Source organism: Marivibrio halodurans, from assembly GCF_017963645.1.
In the GTDB taxonomy this organism is placed as follows: Bacteria; Pseudomonadota; Alphaproteobacteria; order UBA8366; family Aestuariispiraceae; genus Marivibrio; species Marivibrio halodurans.
The window spans coordinates 258,061-276,606 of the sequence record NZ_JAGMWN010000001.1; the positions used below are offsets into that span (position 1 = coordinate 258,061).

Annotated in this window: 17 protein-coding genes and 1 tRNA gene; 4 read left to right on the forward strand and 14 right to left on the reverse strand. The window is 64.9% G+C overall.

The annotated features are described in order from the left end of the window. Position 1: 1 nt before the first annotated feature. From KAJ83_RS01110 to KAJ83_RS01150, 9 genes are all read right to left on the reverse strand, one after another. Entirely contained in the window at positions 2-1,417 is a 1,416-nt protein-coding gene (locus KAJ83_RS01110; RefSeq protein ID WP_246484138.1) for a glutamine synthetase family protein, read from the reverse strand. Positions 1,418-1,516: 99 nt separating this feature from the next. Further along, the gene (locus KAJ83_RS01115; RefSeq protein ID WP_246484140.1) at positions 1,517-1,942 is read right to left on the reverse strand and encodes a DUF4112 domain-containing protein; all 426 of its coding nucleotides are present in this window, start codon (positions 1,940-1,942) and stop codon (positions 1,517-1,519) included. 177 nt (positions 1,943-2,119) lie between these two features. After that, positions 2,120-2,941, reverse strand: a complete 822-nt coding sequence (locus KAJ83_RS01120) for an MBL fold metallo-hydrolase (RefSeq protein ID WP_210680172.1) — start codon at positions 2,939-2,941, stop codon at positions 2,120-2,122. Positions 2,942-2,945: 4 nt separating this feature from the next. Beyond that, a complete protein-coding gene (locus KAJ83_RS01125) occupies positions 2,946-3,725 on the reverse strand; it encodes a TatD family hydrolase (RefSeq protein WP_210680173.1) in 780 nt (259 codons plus the stop codon). Between the two features lie 107 nt (positions 3,726-3,832). Then, complete coding sequence (locus KAJ83_RS01130) at positions 3,833-4,990, reverse strand: DNA polymerase III subunit delta' (protein WP_210680174.1); 1,158 nt, start codon at positions 4,988-4,990, stop codon at positions 3,833-3,835. Then, positions 4,983-5,639, reverse strand: a complete 657-nt coding sequence (tmk, locus tag KAJ83_RS01135) for a dTMP kinase (RefSeq protein WP_210680175.1) — start codon at positions 5,637-5,639, stop codon at positions 4,983-4,985. Before tmk ends, KAJ83_RS01130 begins: the two co-directional genes overlap by 8 nt. 16 nt (positions 5,640-5,655) lie before the next feature. Continuing rightward, entirely contained in the window at positions 5,656-6,807 is a 1,152-nt protein-coding gene (locus KAJ83_RS01140) for a D-alanyl-D-alanine carboxypeptidase family protein (protein WP_246484141.1), read from the reverse strand. Positions 6,808-6,991: 184 nt separating this feature from the next. Then, entirely contained in the window at positions 6,992-8,101 is a 1,110-nt protein-coding gene (locus KAJ83_RS01145) for a septal ring lytic transglycosylase RlpA family protein (protein WP_210680177.1), read from the reverse strand. Positions 8,102-8,228: 127 nt separating this feature from the next. Next, complete coding sequence (locus KAJ83_RS01150; protein ID WP_210680178.1) at positions 8,229-9,506, reverse strand: lytic murein transglycosylase; 1,278 nt, start codon at positions 9,504-9,506, stop codon at positions 8,229-8,231. A 256-nt stretch (positions 9,507-9,762) separates the two neighbouring features. Here KAJ83_RS01150 and KAJ83_RS01155 point away from each other — a divergent pair, with 256 nt between their 5' ends. Together KAJ83_RS01155 and KAJ83_RS01160 are read left to right on the forward strand one after the other, a co-directional pair. Then, positions 9,763-11,340, forward strand: coding sequence for an EAL domain-containing protein (locus KAJ83_RS01155; RefSeq protein ID WP_210680179.1), 1,578 nt, complete (start codon positions 9,763-9,765; stop codon positions 11,338-11,340). Positions 11,341-11,368: 28 nt separating this feature from the next. Then, positions 11,369-11,743: a hypothetical protein gene (locus KAJ83_RS01160; protein WP_210680180.1), complete on the forward strand. Its 375-nt coding sequence runs from the start codon at positions 11,369-11,371 to the stop codon at positions 11,741-11,743. Between the two features lie 15 nt (positions 11,744-11,758). Here KAJ83_RS01160 and KAJ83_RS01165 read toward each other — a convergent pair whose 3' ends face one another. The 4 genes from KAJ83_RS01165 to KAJ83_RS01180 all read right to left on the reverse strand — a co-directional run bounded on the left by KAJ83_RS01165 (position 11,759) and on the right by KAJ83_RS01180 (position 15,034). Next, a complete protein-coding gene (locus KAJ83_RS01165) occupies positions 11,759-11,968 on the reverse strand; it encodes a dodecin (protein WP_210680181.1) in 210 nt (69 codons plus the stop codon). A 58-nt stretch (positions 11,969-12,026) separates the two neighbouring features. Beyond that, the gene (locus KAJ83_RS01170) at positions 12,027-12,449 is read right to left on the reverse strand and encodes an ACT domain-containing protein (protein ID WP_210680182.1); all 423 of its coding nucleotides are present in this window, start codon (positions 12,447-12,449) and stop codon (positions 12,027-12,029) included. 142 nt (positions 12,450-12,591) lie between these two features. Next, positions 12,592-13,779: a M24 family metallopeptidase gene (locus tag KAJ83_RS01175; protein ID WP_210680183.1), complete on the reverse strand. Its 1,188-nt coding sequence runs from the start codon at positions 13,777-13,779 to the stop codon at positions 12,592-12,594. After that, entirely contained in the window at positions 13,769-15,034 is a 1,266-nt protein-coding gene (locus KAJ83_RS01180; RefSeq protein WP_210680184.1) for a diaminopropionate ammonia-lyase, read from the reverse strand. The genes KAJ83_RS01175 and KAJ83_RS01180 overlap by 11 nt, the downstream gene beginning before the upstream one ends. Positions 15,035-15,179: 145 nt before the next feature. Between KAJ83_RS01180 and KAJ83_RS01185 the strand changes: the two genes are divergently transcribed. Beyond that, entirely contained in the window at positions 15,180-15,632 is a 453-nt protein-coding gene (locus KAJ83_RS01185; RefSeq protein WP_210680185.1) for an Lrp/AsnC family transcriptional regulator, read from the forward strand. A gap of 28 nt (positions 15,633-15,660) precedes the next feature. Here KAJ83_RS01185 and KAJ83_RS01190 read toward each other — a convergent pair. Continuing rightward, positions 15,661-15,736: transfer RNA gene (locus tag KAJ83_RS01190), tRNA-Lys, on the reverse strand. 355 nt (positions 15,737-16,091) lie between these two features. Between KAJ83_RS01190 and KAJ83_RS01195 the strand changes: the two genes are divergently transcribed. Further along, complete coding sequence (locus KAJ83_RS01195; RefSeq protein WP_210680186.1) at positions 16,092-18,326, forward strand: LPS-assembly protein LptD; 2,235 nt, start codon at positions 16,092-16,094, stop codon at positions 18,324-18,326. The last annotated feature ends 220 nt before the right edge of the window (positions 18,327-18,546 follow it).

Below are 18,546 nucleotides of genomic sequence, written 5' to 3' on the forward strand. Positions count from 1 at the left end.
GTCAGAGGTACCAGTCATATTCCCGGGGGCTCGGCTCACTCATGAAGTCCTCGAACTCCGCCGCCTTCACCGCATGATAGGCCTTGAGGAAATCACCGCCCATATAGCGCGGCAGGATGTCCGCCCCCTCCAGCGCGTCCAGTGCCCGCCATAGGCGGAAGGGCAAGCCCTCGTCCATCTCGGCGCCCGCGTTTCCGGTCGCGGCCTCGCTGGACGGGGTAAGGCCGTTCTCGATCCCGTGCCGCACGCCGGCCAGTACCGCCGCCATCACCAGATAGGGGTTGGCGTCGGCGCCGGCGACGCGATGCTCGATCCGACGCGCCGCGCCCCGGCCGGAGGGAACCCGGAAGGCGACGGAGCGGTTGTCATATCCCCAATCGGTCGTCACCGGCACGAACTGGTCCGGCGCGAACCGGCGATAGGCGTTCACATTGGGGGCGAAGAGGGCCATGGCCTCGCCCATGGTCGCCTGTAGCCCGGCGACCGCTTGACGCAGGGCCGTTTCCTCGGGATCGACGGTTTCGTCGAAGCGGTTGATGCCGCCCCCATCGGCAAGGCTTAGATGGATATGCAAGCCGCTGCCGCTTTGTTTCGGATAGGGCTTGGACATGAAGGTCGCATCGTAACCCATTTTTCGTGCAACGCTTTTAACGATCCGGCGCAGCAGGCAGGCATGGTCCGCCGCCAGGACCGGGTCGGCGACATGGCGCAGGTTCAACTCGAACTGGCCGGGTGCGTATTCCGCCGAGGCTGCCGTCGCCGGCACGCCCTGGGCGGCGCACGCATCCTCGATGGCGGCGAGGATGGGGTCGAACTCCTCCAGCTTCAGCATGCCATAGACCTGGTTCGCCCGGTGCGGACGGCCGGTCACGGTGCTGGTCGGCGGGATCGGACCACCGCCTTCCTCCTCGCGCGCGAGGTCGGTCAGGAAGAATTCAAGCTCCACCGCGACGACGGGGGTGAGGCCAAGCGCCTCCTGGAAATCCGCCGTCACCCGGCGCAATGTCTCGCGCGGTTCGAACCAGACGGGGGTGCGCGCCTCGTCCGCGCGGACGAGCCGCAGCATCACCTGCGCCGTCGGCCGGCGCGCCCAGGGAACCGGCGCGAGTGTTCCGGGAATGGCCACCGCATCCGCGTCCGGATCGCCGTCCGAGAAACCGTGGCCGAGGGGGTCGGCGCTGTTGCCCGTGACATCCAGCAAACAAGCGGCCGCGCACATCTGCAGGCCGTCCTCATAGAGCTTCGCCAAATCCTCGACCGGATAGCGCTTGCCCATGGCGAGGCCGCAAAGGTCGAAGATGAAGGCCTCGACCGTCTTGGTCCCGGGATGTTCAGTTAGGAAATGCCGTATTTCCTCCGTCGGTGTGCCCAAGAACGGAGCGGCGGGCGAGGGCGCGGCGTCGGACATCTCAGGCATGATCGGCAATCCCGTCGAGGCGATGTGGGCGGGAAGGGTGACCCGGTCCGCGCGGGCCGTCAATCCTGGCTCAACACAATGCCGACGGGAGCCTGGTTTTCATACGTCGAACGGCCCGAGATGTCGTCGCAATAGTGTAAGGTTCCGTCGATTGGCCTTGAATCCAAAGTCGAAGAGATCGCCAAGCAGTGGGATGCTGCCGACAAGCCAGTCGAGCCCCAGATTAACGACCATGCGCGCCTGAACCGAAGCCGGTAAGCGATGCCGTCGCGCGACGAGGATCATATAGCCGGTCAACGCCGCCGTCGCGCTATCGCCGATACCGGGGATCAGCCCCAGGATCGGGTCGAGACCGAAGCGGAAATTCGTACCCGGCAGGGTAAAGCGATCGTCCAGCAGGCTCGCCAACTGTTCGAGCCGCGCCAGCGTGCGTGCCCGCTCATCCATATCCTCCGCCCGGTACGGCCCGGCATAGCCCGTGCGCGGACGCCCGTCGTCATTCTTTGAAAAGGAAGCGTTCGTCATGACCGCCTAAATGGCGACGACGCACGCGAACCGCAAGGATCATGGGTCGCAAGGGACCGTTACCCTTGCCGTCGGCCGACTGCACAAAAGTCCGATAATGTATATTATGGAAAATATATGTTTTGGTGAAGTTTCTTATACATCAAATGATTGTCAGGCGATGCTGTGCCGGAAGCGTTAGACGGTCAGTCGCATCGTATCGAAGGCCGGTTCGATATCCGGCGGCAGTTCCGCCTTCAGCGTCGCGTAGTCGAGGTCGATATGCATGTTGGTCAGGACGGCCCGGCCCGGTCCCAACCGGTCTATCCAGCGAAGCGCGTCGGACAGGCTGAAATGACTGGGATGCGGTGTCGGACGAAGTGCGTCGATGATCAGGAGGTCGAGCCCCTCGAAACGCGGAATGCTCGCCGTCGGAATATCGTTCGCGTCCGGGATATAACCCGCGCTGCGGCCGCGGTGATCGAACCGGAATCCGGCGGTGCCCGGCATGGCCCCATGAACGACCGGTACCGCCTCGACCGCGAGGTCCTTCAGTATCAAGGGTGCTGACAGTCTATTGAGCGTCATGATCGGCGGATAGCCGGCCGCGCCCGAGAAACAATAGGCGAAGCGATCCTCCAGCACGTCCGCCGTCTCCGGCAGCGCGTGGACGGCCGCGCGTTCATGATGCTTGATCACATAGGCCCGCAGGTCGTCGATCCCATGGGCCTGATCCGCATGGGCATGGGTGAAGCAGACGGCGTCGATCCGCTCCGGCGGGCCGATCGCCAGCATCTGTTCTCGGAAATCCGGGGCAACGTCGATCAGCACCGTCACCTCCGCGGCCTCGGCCAGAAGCGCGCAGCGCCGGCGGCGGTTTTTCGGATTGGACGGATCGCATAGGCCCCAATCGCCCGTGGCGCGCGGCACGCCGCCGGAGGAGCCGCACCCCAGTATCGTCAGGACGAGATCGCCCTCCCCCGCCGTCTCCGCGTTAATTTCCGCGCCCGGGCCCGCCATCCGCTCACGCGGCCTTCGCGAAGAGGGTTCGGAAGTTCCGGGTCGTCACCTCGGCCAATTCCTCGGCCGATACGTCCTTCAACGCGGCGAGCGCCTCGGCCGTGTGAACGACGAAGGCGGGTTCGTTCTGTTTGCCGCGCTTGGGCACGGGCGCGAGATAGGGCGAGTCCGTCTCGACCAAAAGCCGATCCAATGGCACGTCGCGCACGGCGTCCCGCAATTCCTCCGCCTTCTTGAAGGTCAGAATGCCTGATATGGAGATATAGAGGCCGAGCTTAACCGCCTCTTCCCCCAGCCATTTCGAGGAACTGAAGCAGTGGATGACGCCGGGGAACGGGCCGCCTTCCCGATGCTCTTCCCTTAGGATGGCGATCGTGTCCTCGTCCGCGTCGCGGGTATGGACGATGAGCGGCAGGCCGGTCTCCCGCGCCGCGCGAATATGGGCGCGGAAGCTTTTCTGTTGGGTCCCGCGCGGGCTGTGCTCATAGAAATAATCGAGGCCGGTCTCTCCGATCCCGACCACCTTCGGGTGCCGTGCCCACGCGACCAGCTGTTCGGTCGTCGTCTCCGGTTCGCTGCCGGCTTCGTGCGGGTGGATGCCGACGCTGCAGGTTACATCCTCGAACCGTTCGGCTATGGCGCGCACGGTCTCGAACTGGGTGACCTTGGTGCAGATCGTGACCAGCCGTTCGATCCCGGCGCGGCGGGCGGCGCCGACGACCTCTTCCAAATCGCGGCCGTCGCGTTCGAGATAGTCGAGGTGACAATGGCTATCGACGAGCATCGGTTCGGATCCTGCCGGATTTGCGGAAGAGTGAGCGGTCGGAACGGAACAACCCGTGACTTAAGGGCTGGGGCGCGGCTTGTCCAGCCGGGCCCGTCATTATGGACCTATGCGCCTCCCCGGCTCAAACGCTGCATTTCCGTAAAGAGCGCGAAGGTTATCTGACGCCGGTCCAGATTGGCCGGCGGGTGCGCCTGTCCCAGCAACTCGACCGCCCTGTCGCGGATCGTCAATACCGGCCCGGGTCCGCCGCCGAGGTCGCGGAACGCCGCGATCGCCTGCGCGTCGGCGGTATCGATCGGGGCCGGCCCCTCGCCTGTCGCGATGCCGCGAACCAGCCGCTTGAACCACCAATCCATCAGATCGCCGAGCGCATCATAGGCCGCTTCCCGTCCCTTCCCGGCGACCCGGTCGGCAAGGCGCGAGACGTGGCCTATATCCGGTTCGCGCGGTCGGGAAAGGAGCGCCGTCAGATCACCGAAAAGACCGAGCCCCCCGGCGGCTTGATAGGCGAGCGCCCGGCCGACGCTGCCTTCCGCGATGCGGGCGAGGGTGCGGGCCTCCTCCTCCGGCGTCTCGGGGCGATAGCGCCTCACGAGGCTTGCCACCCTGTCATCGTCCAGCGCCTTGAATTGCAGCTTGCGGCAGCGCGAGCGGATCGTCGGAAGAAGTCCGCCTGGCGAATGGCTGATCAACAGGAAGGCCGCGCGGGGCGGCGGTTCCTCCAATGCCTTCAGGATGGCGTTGGCGGAACTGGTGTTGAAGTCGTCCGCCGGGTCGACGATCACGACGCGCCAAGGGCTTATCGCCGATGTCTGATAGGTGAAATCAACCACGCGCCGGGTCTGGAAGACATTGATGATGGTCGCGGTCGGCTTGCCGGCGGCATCCATCATGCCGCGCGTGAGAACGCGCATATCCGGATGGCCAGCGGAGGCGACGAGGCGCGCAGTCTGACTTTCCCCGGAGATGGCGAGCCCGTCGGCGGCCAGGGCGTCGCCGAAGAGGTTGCTGCCCCCTTCCCCGCCGCCATCCTCCGCGCCGCCATTGGCCAGGATGAAGCGTGCGAGCCGATAGGCGAAGGTCGCCTTGCCGATCCCTTCCGCCCCGCAGAGCAACCAGGCATGCGGGAAGCGCCCGCTGTTCCAGGCATCGAGGACCGTCGCCTCGGCCTCATCGTGTCCTTCGAGGTGCGGGTTCCGGCGTGGCTCGAACGGATCGATCGTTTGCGTTTCCTCGCTCGTCGCGCGCGCGGCCTTAGCCATCCACACCCCCCGCCGCGGACAGCCCGCTATCCGGCAAACGATCGGCCACCAGCTTACGGACCGCGTCGGCGACCACGTATTCCTCCGCAGTCGCGTCGATAACCGCGCAGCGCACCGGTTCCTCCGCCGCGATGTCCAGGAAGGCCCGGCGTAATCGGTCGTGGAAGCCGGTCCCCATCCGCTCGAAACGATCATCGCCGCCGCGCTTACCCGCGCGAGCGAGGCCGTCGCCCACCGGAATATCGAGGATCAAGGTCAGGTCCGGCGTGAAATCTCCGAGCGTGAGGCGCCCGATTTCGCGAACCCAGTCGCGACCTAACCCATGACCCGCGCCTTGATAGGCGGCGGTGCTGTCGGCGAACCGATCGCAAAGAACCCACTCCCCAGCCGCGAGAGCGGGCTTTATCACCCGTTCGACATGGTCACGTCGCGCGGCCAGGATCAGCAATGTCTCCGAAACCGGGTCCCAGCGATCCGTCTCGCCGGAGACGAGCAGTGCGCGGATCGCCTCCGCGCCGGGAGAGCCACCGGGTTCCCGGGTTGTCCTGACATCTCTCCCCGCCAGTTCAAGGGAGGTTGCCAGGTGTTTGATTTGAGTGGATTTTCCGGCGCCTTCCCCTCCCTCCACGGTGATTAGGCGGCCGCTCATGCCTGCTCTCTCGCCTTCACTCGTTCCCGCCGAAGACGAGATATTGCAGCGCGGCCTGGATTCGGCCGAAGGCGCCCAATTTCTCGACCGCGCGCGCGGCCTTGACGGGCACGGTGATGGTGTCCAGCCCCGGCGCGGTAATCCGCACCTCGCCCACGGTTTGGCCGGCCTCTATGGGCGCTTCCAGCGGTTGCGTGCCGACGAGCGTCACCTTCATCTCGTCCCGCTTCTTTCGGCGCAACGTGACGGCCACATCTTGATCGATGATCGCGGGGATCGTCCCCTGACGGCCGAGCCAGACCGGGATATCGTTCACCACCTCGCCCGCCTTGAAGAGCCCGTAGGTTCCGAATTCCCGGAATCCCCAGTCGATCAACCGCTCGGCCTCCTTGGCCCGGTCCCCGGTGGAGTCCAGACCATTGACCACCAACAGCAATCGCCGGCCGTTCCGCACGGCCGAGGCGGTCAGCCCATATCCCGAATCGTCGGTAAAGCCTGTCTTCAGGCCGTCCGCGCCAATATTGCGATAAAGCAGTGGATTTCGGTTCTGCTGGGTGATGTTGGCGTAGGTGAATTCGGTTTGGGAATAGAGGTGGTAATATTCCGGGAACCGCTCGATCAGCGCTTCCGCCAGCGTCACGAGGTCGCGAGCGGTAGTATAGTGCTGCGGGTCGGGCCAGCCGCTGGCATTCTTGAACTGGGTGTTCTCCATGCCCAGTTCGCGCGCTTTGGCCGTCATCTCGCGCGCGAAGGCCTCCTCGGTGCCCGCGACCCCCTCGGCCACGACGATTGTCGCGTCGTTACCGGACTGGATGATGATGCCGCGCAGCAGATCCTCGATCTTCACGCGCTCGCCGACTTCGACGAACATCTTCGACCCCCCCTTGCGCCAAGCCTTTTCGCTGACGGGAAAGGTGTCGTCGAGCGACAACGTGCCGTTCTGCAGGCGCTCGAACACGAGGAAGGCGGTCATCAGCTTGGTCATCGAGGCGGGATACATCCGCTGATCGGCATTGACGCTGAGCAACTCGGTATCGGTCTCGAGATCGACCATCAGCGCTTGGCGCGCGCTCGTTTCCGGCGATTGGGCGAGCGCCAGGCCGGCACTGAAGATCAAGGCCATGGCGGCCGACAGGCCCGCACGGAACAGTTGGAGAAAAAACGGCATGGGTCGATCCTGAACAGTCAAAAACGGAGAGGCGTCGAGGGGTCGGCACCGTGGACGGCATCAAACTCGCATGAGCATCCGGCTCCGTCCAGGGGCCATTGGACGCACCGGAAGCGATGCCGAAAGGCTATTAGGCGTCCAATTCGGCATGAGTGTGGCAACCATCGCCCCTACCTTCACGGGGCTAGTCATTGACCACGATATGCGCGTCGTTGAAGCCCGCGTCCTGTACCGAGGCAAGCAGCATGTCGGCCCGGTCGACCTCCTTGATCGGACCAATTCGGACGCGGAAGAGCGGGGTCTCGCTCTTGTTGATCTGCTGGATCACGACGGGGCCGAGCGGGCGCAATCTAGCCTGAGCCTGGATCGCGTTCACATGCTGGGCGAAGGCGCCAGCCTGGATGAAGATGTCGGGGTTCGGTGAAACGGGCACCACGCTCAAGGATTCCTCGCCCACCGGCTGCTCGTCCAGCGGCGCGCGCTCGATCTGATCGGGCGACGAGGGACGGCCTCGCAGATCGACATTGTAGGCAGTGCCTTCGGCGGCCGCGACCTCGACCCCGGGGGGCGCGGCCAGATCCTCGCTATCCACATCCGGCGCGGGGGCCGCTTCCGGGGCCGGCACCTCCTCGCGTCCCGCATTGGTGCTGGGCGCCGTCGAGGCGGCGGCCGCGCCCGGCTGGCCCAGCGCGGCGATCGTGGGACGCGGTCCCCGCCCCTGCATGAAGGCGGCGAGCTTCCGGCTTTCCTCCGCCAGCAGCTCGACACGGACCAGCGCGGTCCCCTTCTGCTCGAAACCCAGAAGCTGGGCGGCTTTGCGCGACAGATCGATGATCCGGTTCTGCGAGAACGGTCCCCGGTCGTTAACCTTGACCTTGAGCGAGCGCCCGTTCTCCAGATTGGTCACGCGCACGATCGAGGGCATCGGCAGCGTCCGATGCGCGGCGGAAACCTTCCATTGGTCGAAGATGGCGCCGTTCGCGGTCGGCTTGCCGTGGAAGTTCGGGCCGTACCAGGAGGCGATGCCCTCCTCGACATATTCCTCGTCCTCGCGGGGATAATACCAGATGTTCTTGATCTGATAGGCCTTACCAATCTTGTAGCTCGTGCCGTTGCCGGCGGCATCGGGGTCGGCCGGGGCGGTCGGTGTCCCGCCACCGATCTGCTTCGCCGCCTGGGAGACGAACTGAACCTCCGCGCAACCACCGATGACAAGGGCGGCCGCGACAATCAACCCCACGGCCGACGACAGCCGCAGGTTCTGGGTGGCCCGTGCGATACCTCGTTGTTTCACCCCCGTAATCCCCTTTGACAAGGATGCGCCCTTCCCGTCGCCGATTGCTCGAAGAAAACGATCGCGGAACGCCCAGCCGAACCGGCGCGCCCCGAAATCCGGAACCCCATGACCATCATTTCACGCGTTAATTCCGACCGGCGTCGGACTCCCCCGTGGCCCCGGCCCCATAGAGCGTTTCCAATAGCGCCGGCGTCGGATAGCCGTCGGGCGGCAGGCCGGAAGCCTTCTGATAGGCCTTGACCGCCCCCCGTGTGGCGGGCCCGACCATGCCGTCCGGCTCGCCCGCGTCGAAGCCGAGCGCATTCAGCCGCCGTTGCATCTCCAGCACCTCGTCCCGGCTCAAGGCCCGCTCGTTCTCCGGCGGCTTGGCCGTCAGCGGCGGCAGGCCGACCAATCGATCGGCCAGATATCCCACCGCGATCGCGTAATAGGTCGACCGATTCCAGGTCAGGATATTGTCGAAATTGTCATAGACCAGGAAGGCCGGTCCCTTCCAACCCGAGGGCAGGATGACGGAGCCCTCCATGCCCGCGACGATTGGCAAATCGGCGCCATTCGCCCGGCGCACGCCGAGATCCTGCCAGTCGCTGAGAGTCTGGCGCACATCCCGGGTCGCCAGTTCGAGGTCGAAGCCTTCGGGCAAGCGAACCTCCCTGCCCCATGTCCGGTCGCCCTTCCAACCGACATCGCTCAGATACTTGGCGGCGGAGGAAAAAACGTCCGGCAGGCTGCCCCAGATATCCTTGCGCCCATCGCCGTCGGCATCGACGGCGTGCGCGGCGAAAGTGGAGGGCATGAATTGCAACTGTCCCATCGCGCCGGCCCAGGAGCCCAGCATGCGGGGTTTGGCGATATGACCTTCATCCAGGATTCGAAGGGCGTTCATCAATTCCGCGCGGAAGAATTCCGACCGCCGCCGGTCATGCGCCAGGGTCGTGACCGCGTCGATCACCGGGAACCCGCCGGTATAGTCGCCGAAATTTGTCTCCAATCCCCAGAAGGCCACCAGGAACCGCGCTTGCACGCCGTATTCCGACTCGACCCGGGTCAACAGCCCCCGATGCTCGCGCATCAATGCCCGCCCCCGCTCGATCCGGCCGTCGGTTACCGCGCGTTCAAGATATTGCCAGAAGGTCCGGGTGAACTCCGGTTGGCTGCGGTCGTATTCCAGCACCTTGGGCAGGGGCGCCACATCCTGGAAGGCGCCGGTCAGCGTCTCCTCGGAGATACCGCGTCGCATCGCCTCCGCCTTGAGGTCGCGCAGCCATTCCTCGAACGGTGGTGGAGGGGGCACGTCGTCGGCCAGGGCCGCGCCGTGCCCGCTCAGGAGCGCCGCGCCCGTGAGCAGGAAAAACCCGGCGGCGATACGCCGGAAGGGGCCGCCGTCGATGGAAATGCGCATGGCCGTCGTCACCCTTTCGGATCGCGAATGTTGGAATGGGGCATACATCGGTAGCCCGCCCGCGACTCGCGTGCAACAATCGTGAAAAAGGTCCGCATATGCAGGCGTTTAATGGGGGCGCCACATAATCGCGCATGATCCCGTGGCTCAAGATGATTCGCGAGCCGCCGGCCGGTCCGGCGTCAGCCATTGCATCTCGTGGTCGCTGCGGTATGAAGGCGCATCGGGGCGAATGCGAAGCAACGGGAACGAACGGATGTCGTCGAGTGACGCGACGAACGACGAGGACGAGGCCGACCGGACCTTCCAGCTCTATATCGACGAGGGAGGCGAGATCGGCAGGGCACGGGGCGCCTGCGCCGAATGGCTGGGGCTCGGTGCCGACTCGACCACGGGCCGGAACCTCGCGGGCTTCCTGGCGGAGGAATCGCATTTCGCGCTGAGCGACATCCTCTGCTCCGCCATCATGCGGGAGACCCTGAAACGAACCGTTCTCTGGGTGCGGAACAAGGAGACGGGCACGATCCGGGGGTTCGACGTCACCGGCGGGCCGCAGAGCTTCAACGACTTCTATCGGTTGGTACTGCAACCGAACCCGAAACTGGCGCACGGGCCCGGGGCGAGAAACTCCCGCGCGGGTTTCGTGAAGGCGGTTTCGAACACATTGCGCGCGGCGGAGGCGTCCCGGCGCGATCTCGGCATGACCTTCGTCGACCTTGGCGATGTCTCTCGTCTGAATGCCGCCAAGGCGGTTGATGAGGACGCCATGCGCGCCTTCACGGACCGGGTGGAGGACCATCTGCGCCGTCACAGCGTGGATGACACGGTCGGACGCGTCCGTCCCGGCCGATACGGCTTGGTGCATGAGCAAGGAGCCGATCTGGACGGCCTGCATGGCGCGATCGAAGGCGAAGCGCGCGATCTCGACCCACGCGGCGATGCCTTGTCAGTGCGCTCCTCGACCGTCGCGCTCAGCCATGACGGGTTGGACGAGGCGGAAATCGACAGCGCCCTGGACCATGCGGTCGGGGAATTCGAGGAAGCGGGCCTCGACGCGATCATCTTCGATACGCTGGATGCGAGTCAGGCCGCCTATATCGAGCGCAGCCGCTCGCGCTTGGAAACCCTGCGGCAGGCCCTGGAGGGCGACACGATCGTCTGCGCCTATCGCCGGGTGGTGCATGCGGAGGATTTGGAGCAAGCCCATCTACACGCGGAGCCACGCGTCGTCCTGGCGGAGGACGAGCTGGGCGCCGCCGAGATCCTACGGCTCACCGCCGAGGACCAGGATCTACGCCGCGCGGTCGACCATGCCGCTTGCCGAAAGCTACTGACCGACCCGGCGCTGGAAGGACTGACCATCGCGTTGGACGTCGCGATCCGGTCCATGCTGGACAGGGATCTGATCGGGATGCTGCTGGATTATTCCCGCAAGATGGGGCGCCGCAAGCTGATCCTGCGACTCTCCGGCTTGGCGGAGGTGGAGATCGAGCGCGTGGGGGCGCTGGAGACGCTGCGCCGGGCGGGCTTCCAGGTGGCCCTTCATGGCAATGAGATCGGCGCCGTCACCGAAAGCCGCCTCGACCAATTGCCGGTCGACTATATCCTGCTCGATCCCAGCTATGGCGCGGACGTGGAGACATTGAGGCACAGCGTCCCGTCGCTCAACGCCATGGCGAACCGATGTCTCAAGCACCGCGTCGGCGTGATCGTCGAGGGGATCGTGGAGGGCGAGGCTGCGCGCCTTCTCACCCGCATGCGCGGGGCGCTGCTCTCCGGGCCCTATTTCGGCGCGGCCCGAGACCATGCCGACACCGACGCCACGCCCCCTTGAACCGCGCGACCGGAGCGGAGACAGCCCCATGGAGATCGACCGGAAGAACCCGCCCCGCCGCTTCACGGTCGGCCGCGAAGGCGGGATCACCATCGCCGACTGCGCGGCGATCGCGCTCTCCCCGGATGAACAGGTGACCTTCACCACGCCGGCCGGTGGCGAATATGACGTGGCGCGCAAGGCGTGGGGGTTCTATGCCACGCCCTCGCTCAACGGCCGTTTACCGGCGCACGGGTTACGTCCCGCGCTCTGCGTCAACGCCGTGGGCCGGCTTTACCTCCTGCTTCGGGAGGATGGCCGCGAGGGAGCCTTCGAGGCCTATTTGGAGGCGGAAGGGATGCGTGTCCTCGTCTGGCTCGACGATCCGGAGGCAGCGACCCGACTTGCCGCTTCCCTGGGATAGCCTCGATCGGCCGCCCTATTCCTCGAGCGTGAAGCCAACCTTCAGCGTCACTTGATAATGGCCGACGCGGCCGTCCTCGATATGGCCTCGGGTCTCCTGAACCTCGAACCAGCGGAGGTTCTTGAGCGATTTGGAGGCCCGCGCGATCGCGTTGTCGATCGCGCCCTCGATCGATTCCGGGGAGGAACCGACGAGTTCGACGACCTTGTAGGCGTGCTCGGACATGACGCTCTCCTTCGTTTCGGGATGGTCATGCGTTAGGTCGTGTCCGCGGCGCGGATCGTCAACCGGCCGCCTCGGCGCTCAACCGTTGCAGGATCGCGAGCGCGGCCTCGGCGTCCTCGGCCGGCACGAAAACATGATCGTGATGGAAAGCGGCCACCACGTTCGCGCTGATGCCGGCGCGGGTCAGCGCCGTTGAGATCGCGGCCGTCAGCCCCACGGCCTCCAGGCTGGAATGGATGGTGAGGGTTATTCGCCGGAAGCGGGGTAATTCCGCGGCGCCCGGCATATCCCCCATCTCGCTCGGGAGGATAAGGGTGATTCCCTCCGACTCCCGGAACAGCATCAAGGCATGTTCCCAGAGCGTGGACGCCTTACACACGTCCTGCAACAGGACGAAGCGATAGTCGGCCGGATCCAGGACCGGCCGCATGTTCGCGATCAGCCGGTCGAGGTTCCGCTCACCATCAGCCAATGGTGCCATTCTCCATGACCTCCCATGACCTTCCCCATGCGCTTCCAAGCGAACCGGGGCGGTTTTGTCCCCTCATCTCGCCCCGCGCCGCGGCACGCCGGATCGGGCGGCGATTCTAGGCCACGATCCCCGTCCGTTAAAGAGAAGGCGCTTACGCGGCGACCACCGGAATTTCGGGCGGGGCACGGCGGGTCAGGTATCGTGGGCCATCCGCGCGGATCACGATGTTCTCCTCATGAACCATGACGCGGCCCGGTGCGATGGTCAGCCCCGGTTCCAATGTCAGGATCATGCCTGGAGCGATTTCCGTTTCGTCCCAGGCGGCGTTCGATGGCCATTCCGTGAGCTGCATGCCAAGACCGTGTCCCATCCGCCCGACGCCGCCCCCTGCCCCATCCTCGTCGCCGAGCGCCTTGGAAATCAAGCTGTTCATGGCGTGAAACACATCCCGGGCCTGGGCGCCGGGGCGGGCGGCATCGAACCCGGCGGCCGTCGCGTCATGGGCGATGCGGTAGGCGTTCCGGACCGCATCGTCGGGGGAGCCGAATGAATAGTTTCGATCGAAGTCGCAATAATAGCCATCGAATACCGCGCCCGTGTCGAGCATCAGCACATCGCCCGCGCCGACCCGGCGTTCCCCCGGCGGAGAGATGATGTCCCCCACCCCACCGATCCCCGATCCGCCGACCAGATAGGGCACGTCGTCCGCACCGGCCCGCAGGCAGGCGATCTTGAAGCGGCGGAATATCTCCCGCTCGCTCATCCCCGGCCGGATCAGGGTTGGCAGGCGCTCGAAAACGTCGGAGACGAGGTCGCAGATATGAGCTGTCTTGGCGATCTCCGCTTCCGACTTCACCATGCGAAGCTGGCGGATGATGTCGGCATCGCCGGTCCATGAGACGCCCGGTAGCGCGCGCTTCAACCGGTCGAGATCATCGAGCGGCAGGCGCAGATGCGTCTCCGGTCCGCTGGGCAGGCCGATGCGGGCCACCGGTCCCATACGGTCCCGAATCGCATCGGCGAGGAGGGATAGTCCCTCGTCAGCCGGATTGGGGGAAGACCAGCATCGGATATCCTCGATCCAACCGCGCCGCATCGCGTCCTCGCCGATCGAGGGGATGATGGCGACGGGCGCGCCTTCGTCGGCGGGCAGCAGCAGGAACCAGGGGCGTGTCGGGCTTTGCCAGAACTGGGTTAGGAAACCGCTGAAATAGCGAAACTCCGGCTCCGTCGTCAGCAGCAAACCGTCGAGGCCGGCGGCGGCCATCAGAACCCGCGCCCGCGCGAGGCGGCCGGCGAACTCCTCCGTCGGGAAGCCGCGCGGGGGCTCAGTCATCATGCCGAACACCGCTGGCCGCCGGCAGCGCGGGCGGGTCATCCGGCCCCGGCACCATCATGGCGCGATAGATGGCCGGATCGGTCGCGCCCTCGCAGCCCAGCACCAGCACACGCGACTCCGCGGCGAGCCCGAGCGCGCGAGCTAGGGTCTCGTCGGCTGCCGCCCCGATCAACCCGATCAACCCCGGCACGGCGGACTCCCCCGCCGTGATCGGCCCGCCCCCCGCCTCCCCGGCGGCGAGGAGACGCATGACGGGCCCGACACGCTCGTCTCCTATGGTCAGGAAATCCGAGACGCCGCGTGCCAGCACCTCCCAGGCGAGCAGCGAGACCTCCCCGCAGGACAGGCCGGCCATCACGGTCTCCGTTTCAATCGTCACCGTGGCGGGCCGGTCACCCAGCGCGCTTTCGAAGCAGCAGGCTGCCTGCTCCGGCTCGATCACGACGAAGCGCGGGCGCTTCGGCCCGAGACGTTGCCAGAAGCGCGCGCAAACCGCGGCGGCCAAGCCCCCTACCCCGGCCTGAACGAAGACATGGCTCGGCGGGGCTTTCCCGGTCCGGTCGAGTTGGTCGAGAATTTCGGACGCCATGACCGTATAGCCCGCCATCACGGTGCGCGGGATTTCCATATAGCCATCGAAACTGGTGTCGGAGATGATGGTCCAGCCGTTCGCGATCGCCTCCCGGGCGCAAAGATGCACCGAGTCGTCATAATCCCCGTCGATTCGCACGACCTCCGCGTCAAGGGCGGCCATCGCCTCCCGCCGCCCCTCGCTGACCCCGGCGTGGATGTAGATACGGCACCGGCACCCGGCCATCCGCGCGCCCCAGGCGACGGATCGTCCGTGGTTGCCGTCGGTCGCGGTCACGACGGTCAGGCCCGCCAAGGCCTCCGCGTGCGCGCCCTCGCGGATCGATGCCAGGGACGGTGACTCCCCCGGGCGCCATTCCGCCAGCCAGTCGGCGGCGTGACGAAGCACGGCATAGGACCCACCCAGCGCCTTGAAACTGCCGAGGCCGAAACGCTCCCCCTCGTCCTTGTAATGCAACGCCGCGATGCCAAGCCGGTCGGCGAGCGCATCCAAGGCACGCAGCGGCGTCGGCGCATAGCCGGGCCAGGTGGTGATCTCGGCCCATGCCGCTTCGGCTTGCTCTTCCGAGAGGACGTCGAAAACCGCTTCCGGACAGGAATCGGGGCCCGATGCGGCGGGCCGGTTGAGATGGGCCCGAATGATCGGCCGTCTGGATGGGGGCACGGTTTTCCTCCATGTCGCATGCGCGCCTAGAGCGGCTTGGAGGGCGGAGACTAACGCATCGTGTCGTCTGAAAATCATCTATCATGGATCGGAATGTTCCGATTTTCGGAGCAGCCTAACGAAGCGGATCGAAAGGACCGAGGATATGGATGACTTCGACCGCGCGATCCTGTCCCGGATGCAACTGAACAGCCGCGTGACGGCCGAGACGTTGTCGCGGGAGGTGGGGCTTTCCCCCGCCGCTTGTCAGAAACGCCTGAAGCGCCTGCGCGAGCGCGGCGTGATCGAACGCGAAGTCGCCGTTCTGTCGCCGCGCGCGGTGGATCGTGGCTTGACGCTAATCGTCGCCGTGACGTTGGAGACGGAACGGCCGGAGGCGCTCGACGCCTTCAAGCAGCGCATGCGCGCGGCGCCGGAAGTGATGCAATGTTATTATGTCACCGGCGACGCGGATTTCGTGCTGATCCTGACCACGCGCGACATGGCGGATTACGAAGCCTTCACCCGCCGCCACTTCTTCGCCGAAAGCAATGTCAGCCGCTTCAACACCCAGGTCGTCATGGACCGGACGAAGGTATCCCTCGCGGTTCCACTATAGGCGGGGGGCGAGGATGGTGGCGGAAAAATGGTGAGCCCGACAGGGTTCGAACCTGTGACCTACTGATTAAAAGTCAGTTGCTCTTCCAGCTGAGCTACGGGCCCCCGGTGGCCGGGATGGGGTCGTGCCGCCCCGTCCCGACCAAGGACGGGCGGAACATAGAAGGGTGGTTCCGGGGCGTCAATTCCCGGGTGGCACATAGCGTCCCCTTGGCGCTACGTGGAAAGACGGGGCAGTCATGGACCTATCACGCGACCTGCCGGAGAGCTTCGGGGCAAGCACTGATTCGGTAAAATTCGCGACTCGGGGACGCTTTACTTAAGTGATTGAAAGGGCTATCCATGTTTTCGTTAGGGATCGCTTGGCGACTCGCGAGTCGCGATTGATTCGATGGGGAGTTTCGCAGTGGATCGGGGGTCTTCGGGAATCGCGCATATGCGCGCCGGCAGGCGTTTCCGCATGGCCGCCCTCGGTATCGCCGTATTCGGTGCCGCTCTCCTTCCCTCCCCGCTTCCTCCCGGCCTTGCGGGAGATACGGGTGCGGCATGGGCGCAGCAGAGCGATCCGGTCAGCCTCTCCCAGTCCGAGGAAACGCTGTTCCGCGCGGACGAAATCATCAACCACGGCGATATCGGCGTCACCGTCCTACGCGGCAATGTGGAGATCGCGCAAGGTGACTATGTCCTGACGGCCGACACGGTCAGCTATAACCGGGAAGCCGATACGCTTACCGCCTCCGGCGACGTGGTCATGCTGCAGCCCGACGGCACCGTCGTCTTCTCCACCTATCTGGAGGTCACCTCCGACGGCTTCAAGAACGGTGTGATCGAGAATATCCGCATCCTGTTGGCGCAGGATGCGCGCATCGCCGCAAATGCCGCGCGTCGGTCGGACGGCAACAGGACGGAGATGGCGAAGGCCGTCTATTCTCCCTGCGACATATGCCGCGAGGATCCGTCGAGCGATCCGCTCTGGCAGTTGAAGGCCCGCCGCATCACCCATAACGAGGAAGAGTATCTGCTCCAATACGAGGATGCCTGGCTCGAATTCGCGGGCTTGCCGGTTCTCTATGCCCCTTACTTTCAGCACTACGATTCGAGGGTCGAGCGGAAGTCGGGTTTCCTGATTCCCTCCTTCGGTTCGACGACGGGTCTCGATCGTTTCGTCCAGCCCCGCTATTTCTGGGCCATGTCCGAGGACAAGGACCTGACGGTAGAACCGATTATCGGTTCCAACGGGGATGTCATCGCGGCCGCGAAATATCGCCAGCGTTTCAATCGGGGTTATCTGAACACTGACTTCTCGATTGGCGAGCTTGGTCCCGTTCTCGACGTCAACGGCGACGAGGGCATAGCCGGCGAGGAAAAGCTGGATGGCAGGACGATCCGCGGCCATATCCGGGCGGAGGGCGAATATCACATCAACGAGACATGGCGCGCCGGCCTCAACGTCAATCGTTTGACGGACGAATCCTATGGCCGCGCCTACCCCCTGTTCGACCTGCCGGGAACACAGGCGGTCAGCACCGCGCGTCTCGAAGGCTTTCGCCGGCGCAATTACGCGAATGTCGAGATGCTCTCGATTCAGTCGCTGCGCACCGATCCCGGACCGAACTTCCGGGAGCAGGATGTCGTGCCCCGCGCCTCCTATAGCGGCCGTGGTGAAGCGGACAGCTTCGGCGGCCGGTGGCAGTTCGACGCGGATGCCCGGTTCCTCGCGGTCGAGAACGATGACGACCTGCATCGGCTGTCGTTGAACCCGGGCTATGGCTTCAGCAAGACATCGCCGCTCGGCTTCAAATGGGACGGTCAAGCGACGGTCCATGCCAATGGCTATGTGATCGAGCGGGACGTGAACCGCGCGCCCGGCGAGGACAAGGCCTATGAGTTCGAGGGAACGGTCGTTCCCAAGGCCTCCAGCCAGCTTTCCTATCCCTTCGTTCGGTATAGCGAGTCGACGACCCAGACGGTTACCCCCATTCTCTTCGGCACGCTGGCGCCGAATGTCGATCCGCCGGACTCCATTACCTTCGAGGATACGACGCGCTTCGAACTCGACGAGATCAATGTGCTTAGCCATGACCGGCTCAAGGGGAACGACGCGATCGACAGCGGTAGTCGCCTCGCCGCCGCCCTTCGGTACGATTTGAACTGGGGAGATTACCTGTTCAACGCGACGCTCGCGCGGACGCTCGCCTCCAACGACAACGAGGATTTGGACCGGCGCACGAATATTGGTTGGTATAAGAACGATTGGGTCGGGTCGATTGGCATGGAACATGCCGATTACGGAAGCATCAGCTATAGTTTCCGAACCGATGATCTCGGCTTCCAGGAAGCAAGGCGCCAAACCGTCAATTGGTCGGTCGGCCCTTCCTATCTGCGGACGAACGGCAACTACACTTTCGTCGACAATGCGGCCTTCGGAACCACGACGCCGGATTCCGAGTTCTACAGCCTCGGATTTTCAGGCTCTGCCGGGAACTGGCTCTATTCCGCCAGTATCAACCACGATATCACCGCGGACACGACACGTTCTTATGCCGCGTCTTTCGGTTGGGTGAATGAGTGCCTTTATGTCAGGGGTACGTTCAGCCGTGCCTACACGGTGGTCAATGGCCGCAACCAGACGCTTGACGGTGTCCTGGTCACGCTGTCGCTCAAGACGCTCGGGGAATACGATATCGTATTCTAGTGTCTGTCTGTTTTATTCGGAATCGTTAGGGTTTCCCTTTGGCGGCGAATTGTGATTCATGCTGAGTGCTGGAGCAAGGAGGCTGGCCTGCATGACGCGCCCCCTTTCCCGTGGCCTTCGAGAGCGCATCGTGGCCGGCTTGGCCGACGGGCGGGACGTGCCGCGAGGGTGCCCGGCGTTACGATGTGTCGGTGGCGGGCCGGCCGGAGTTTGTGACGCC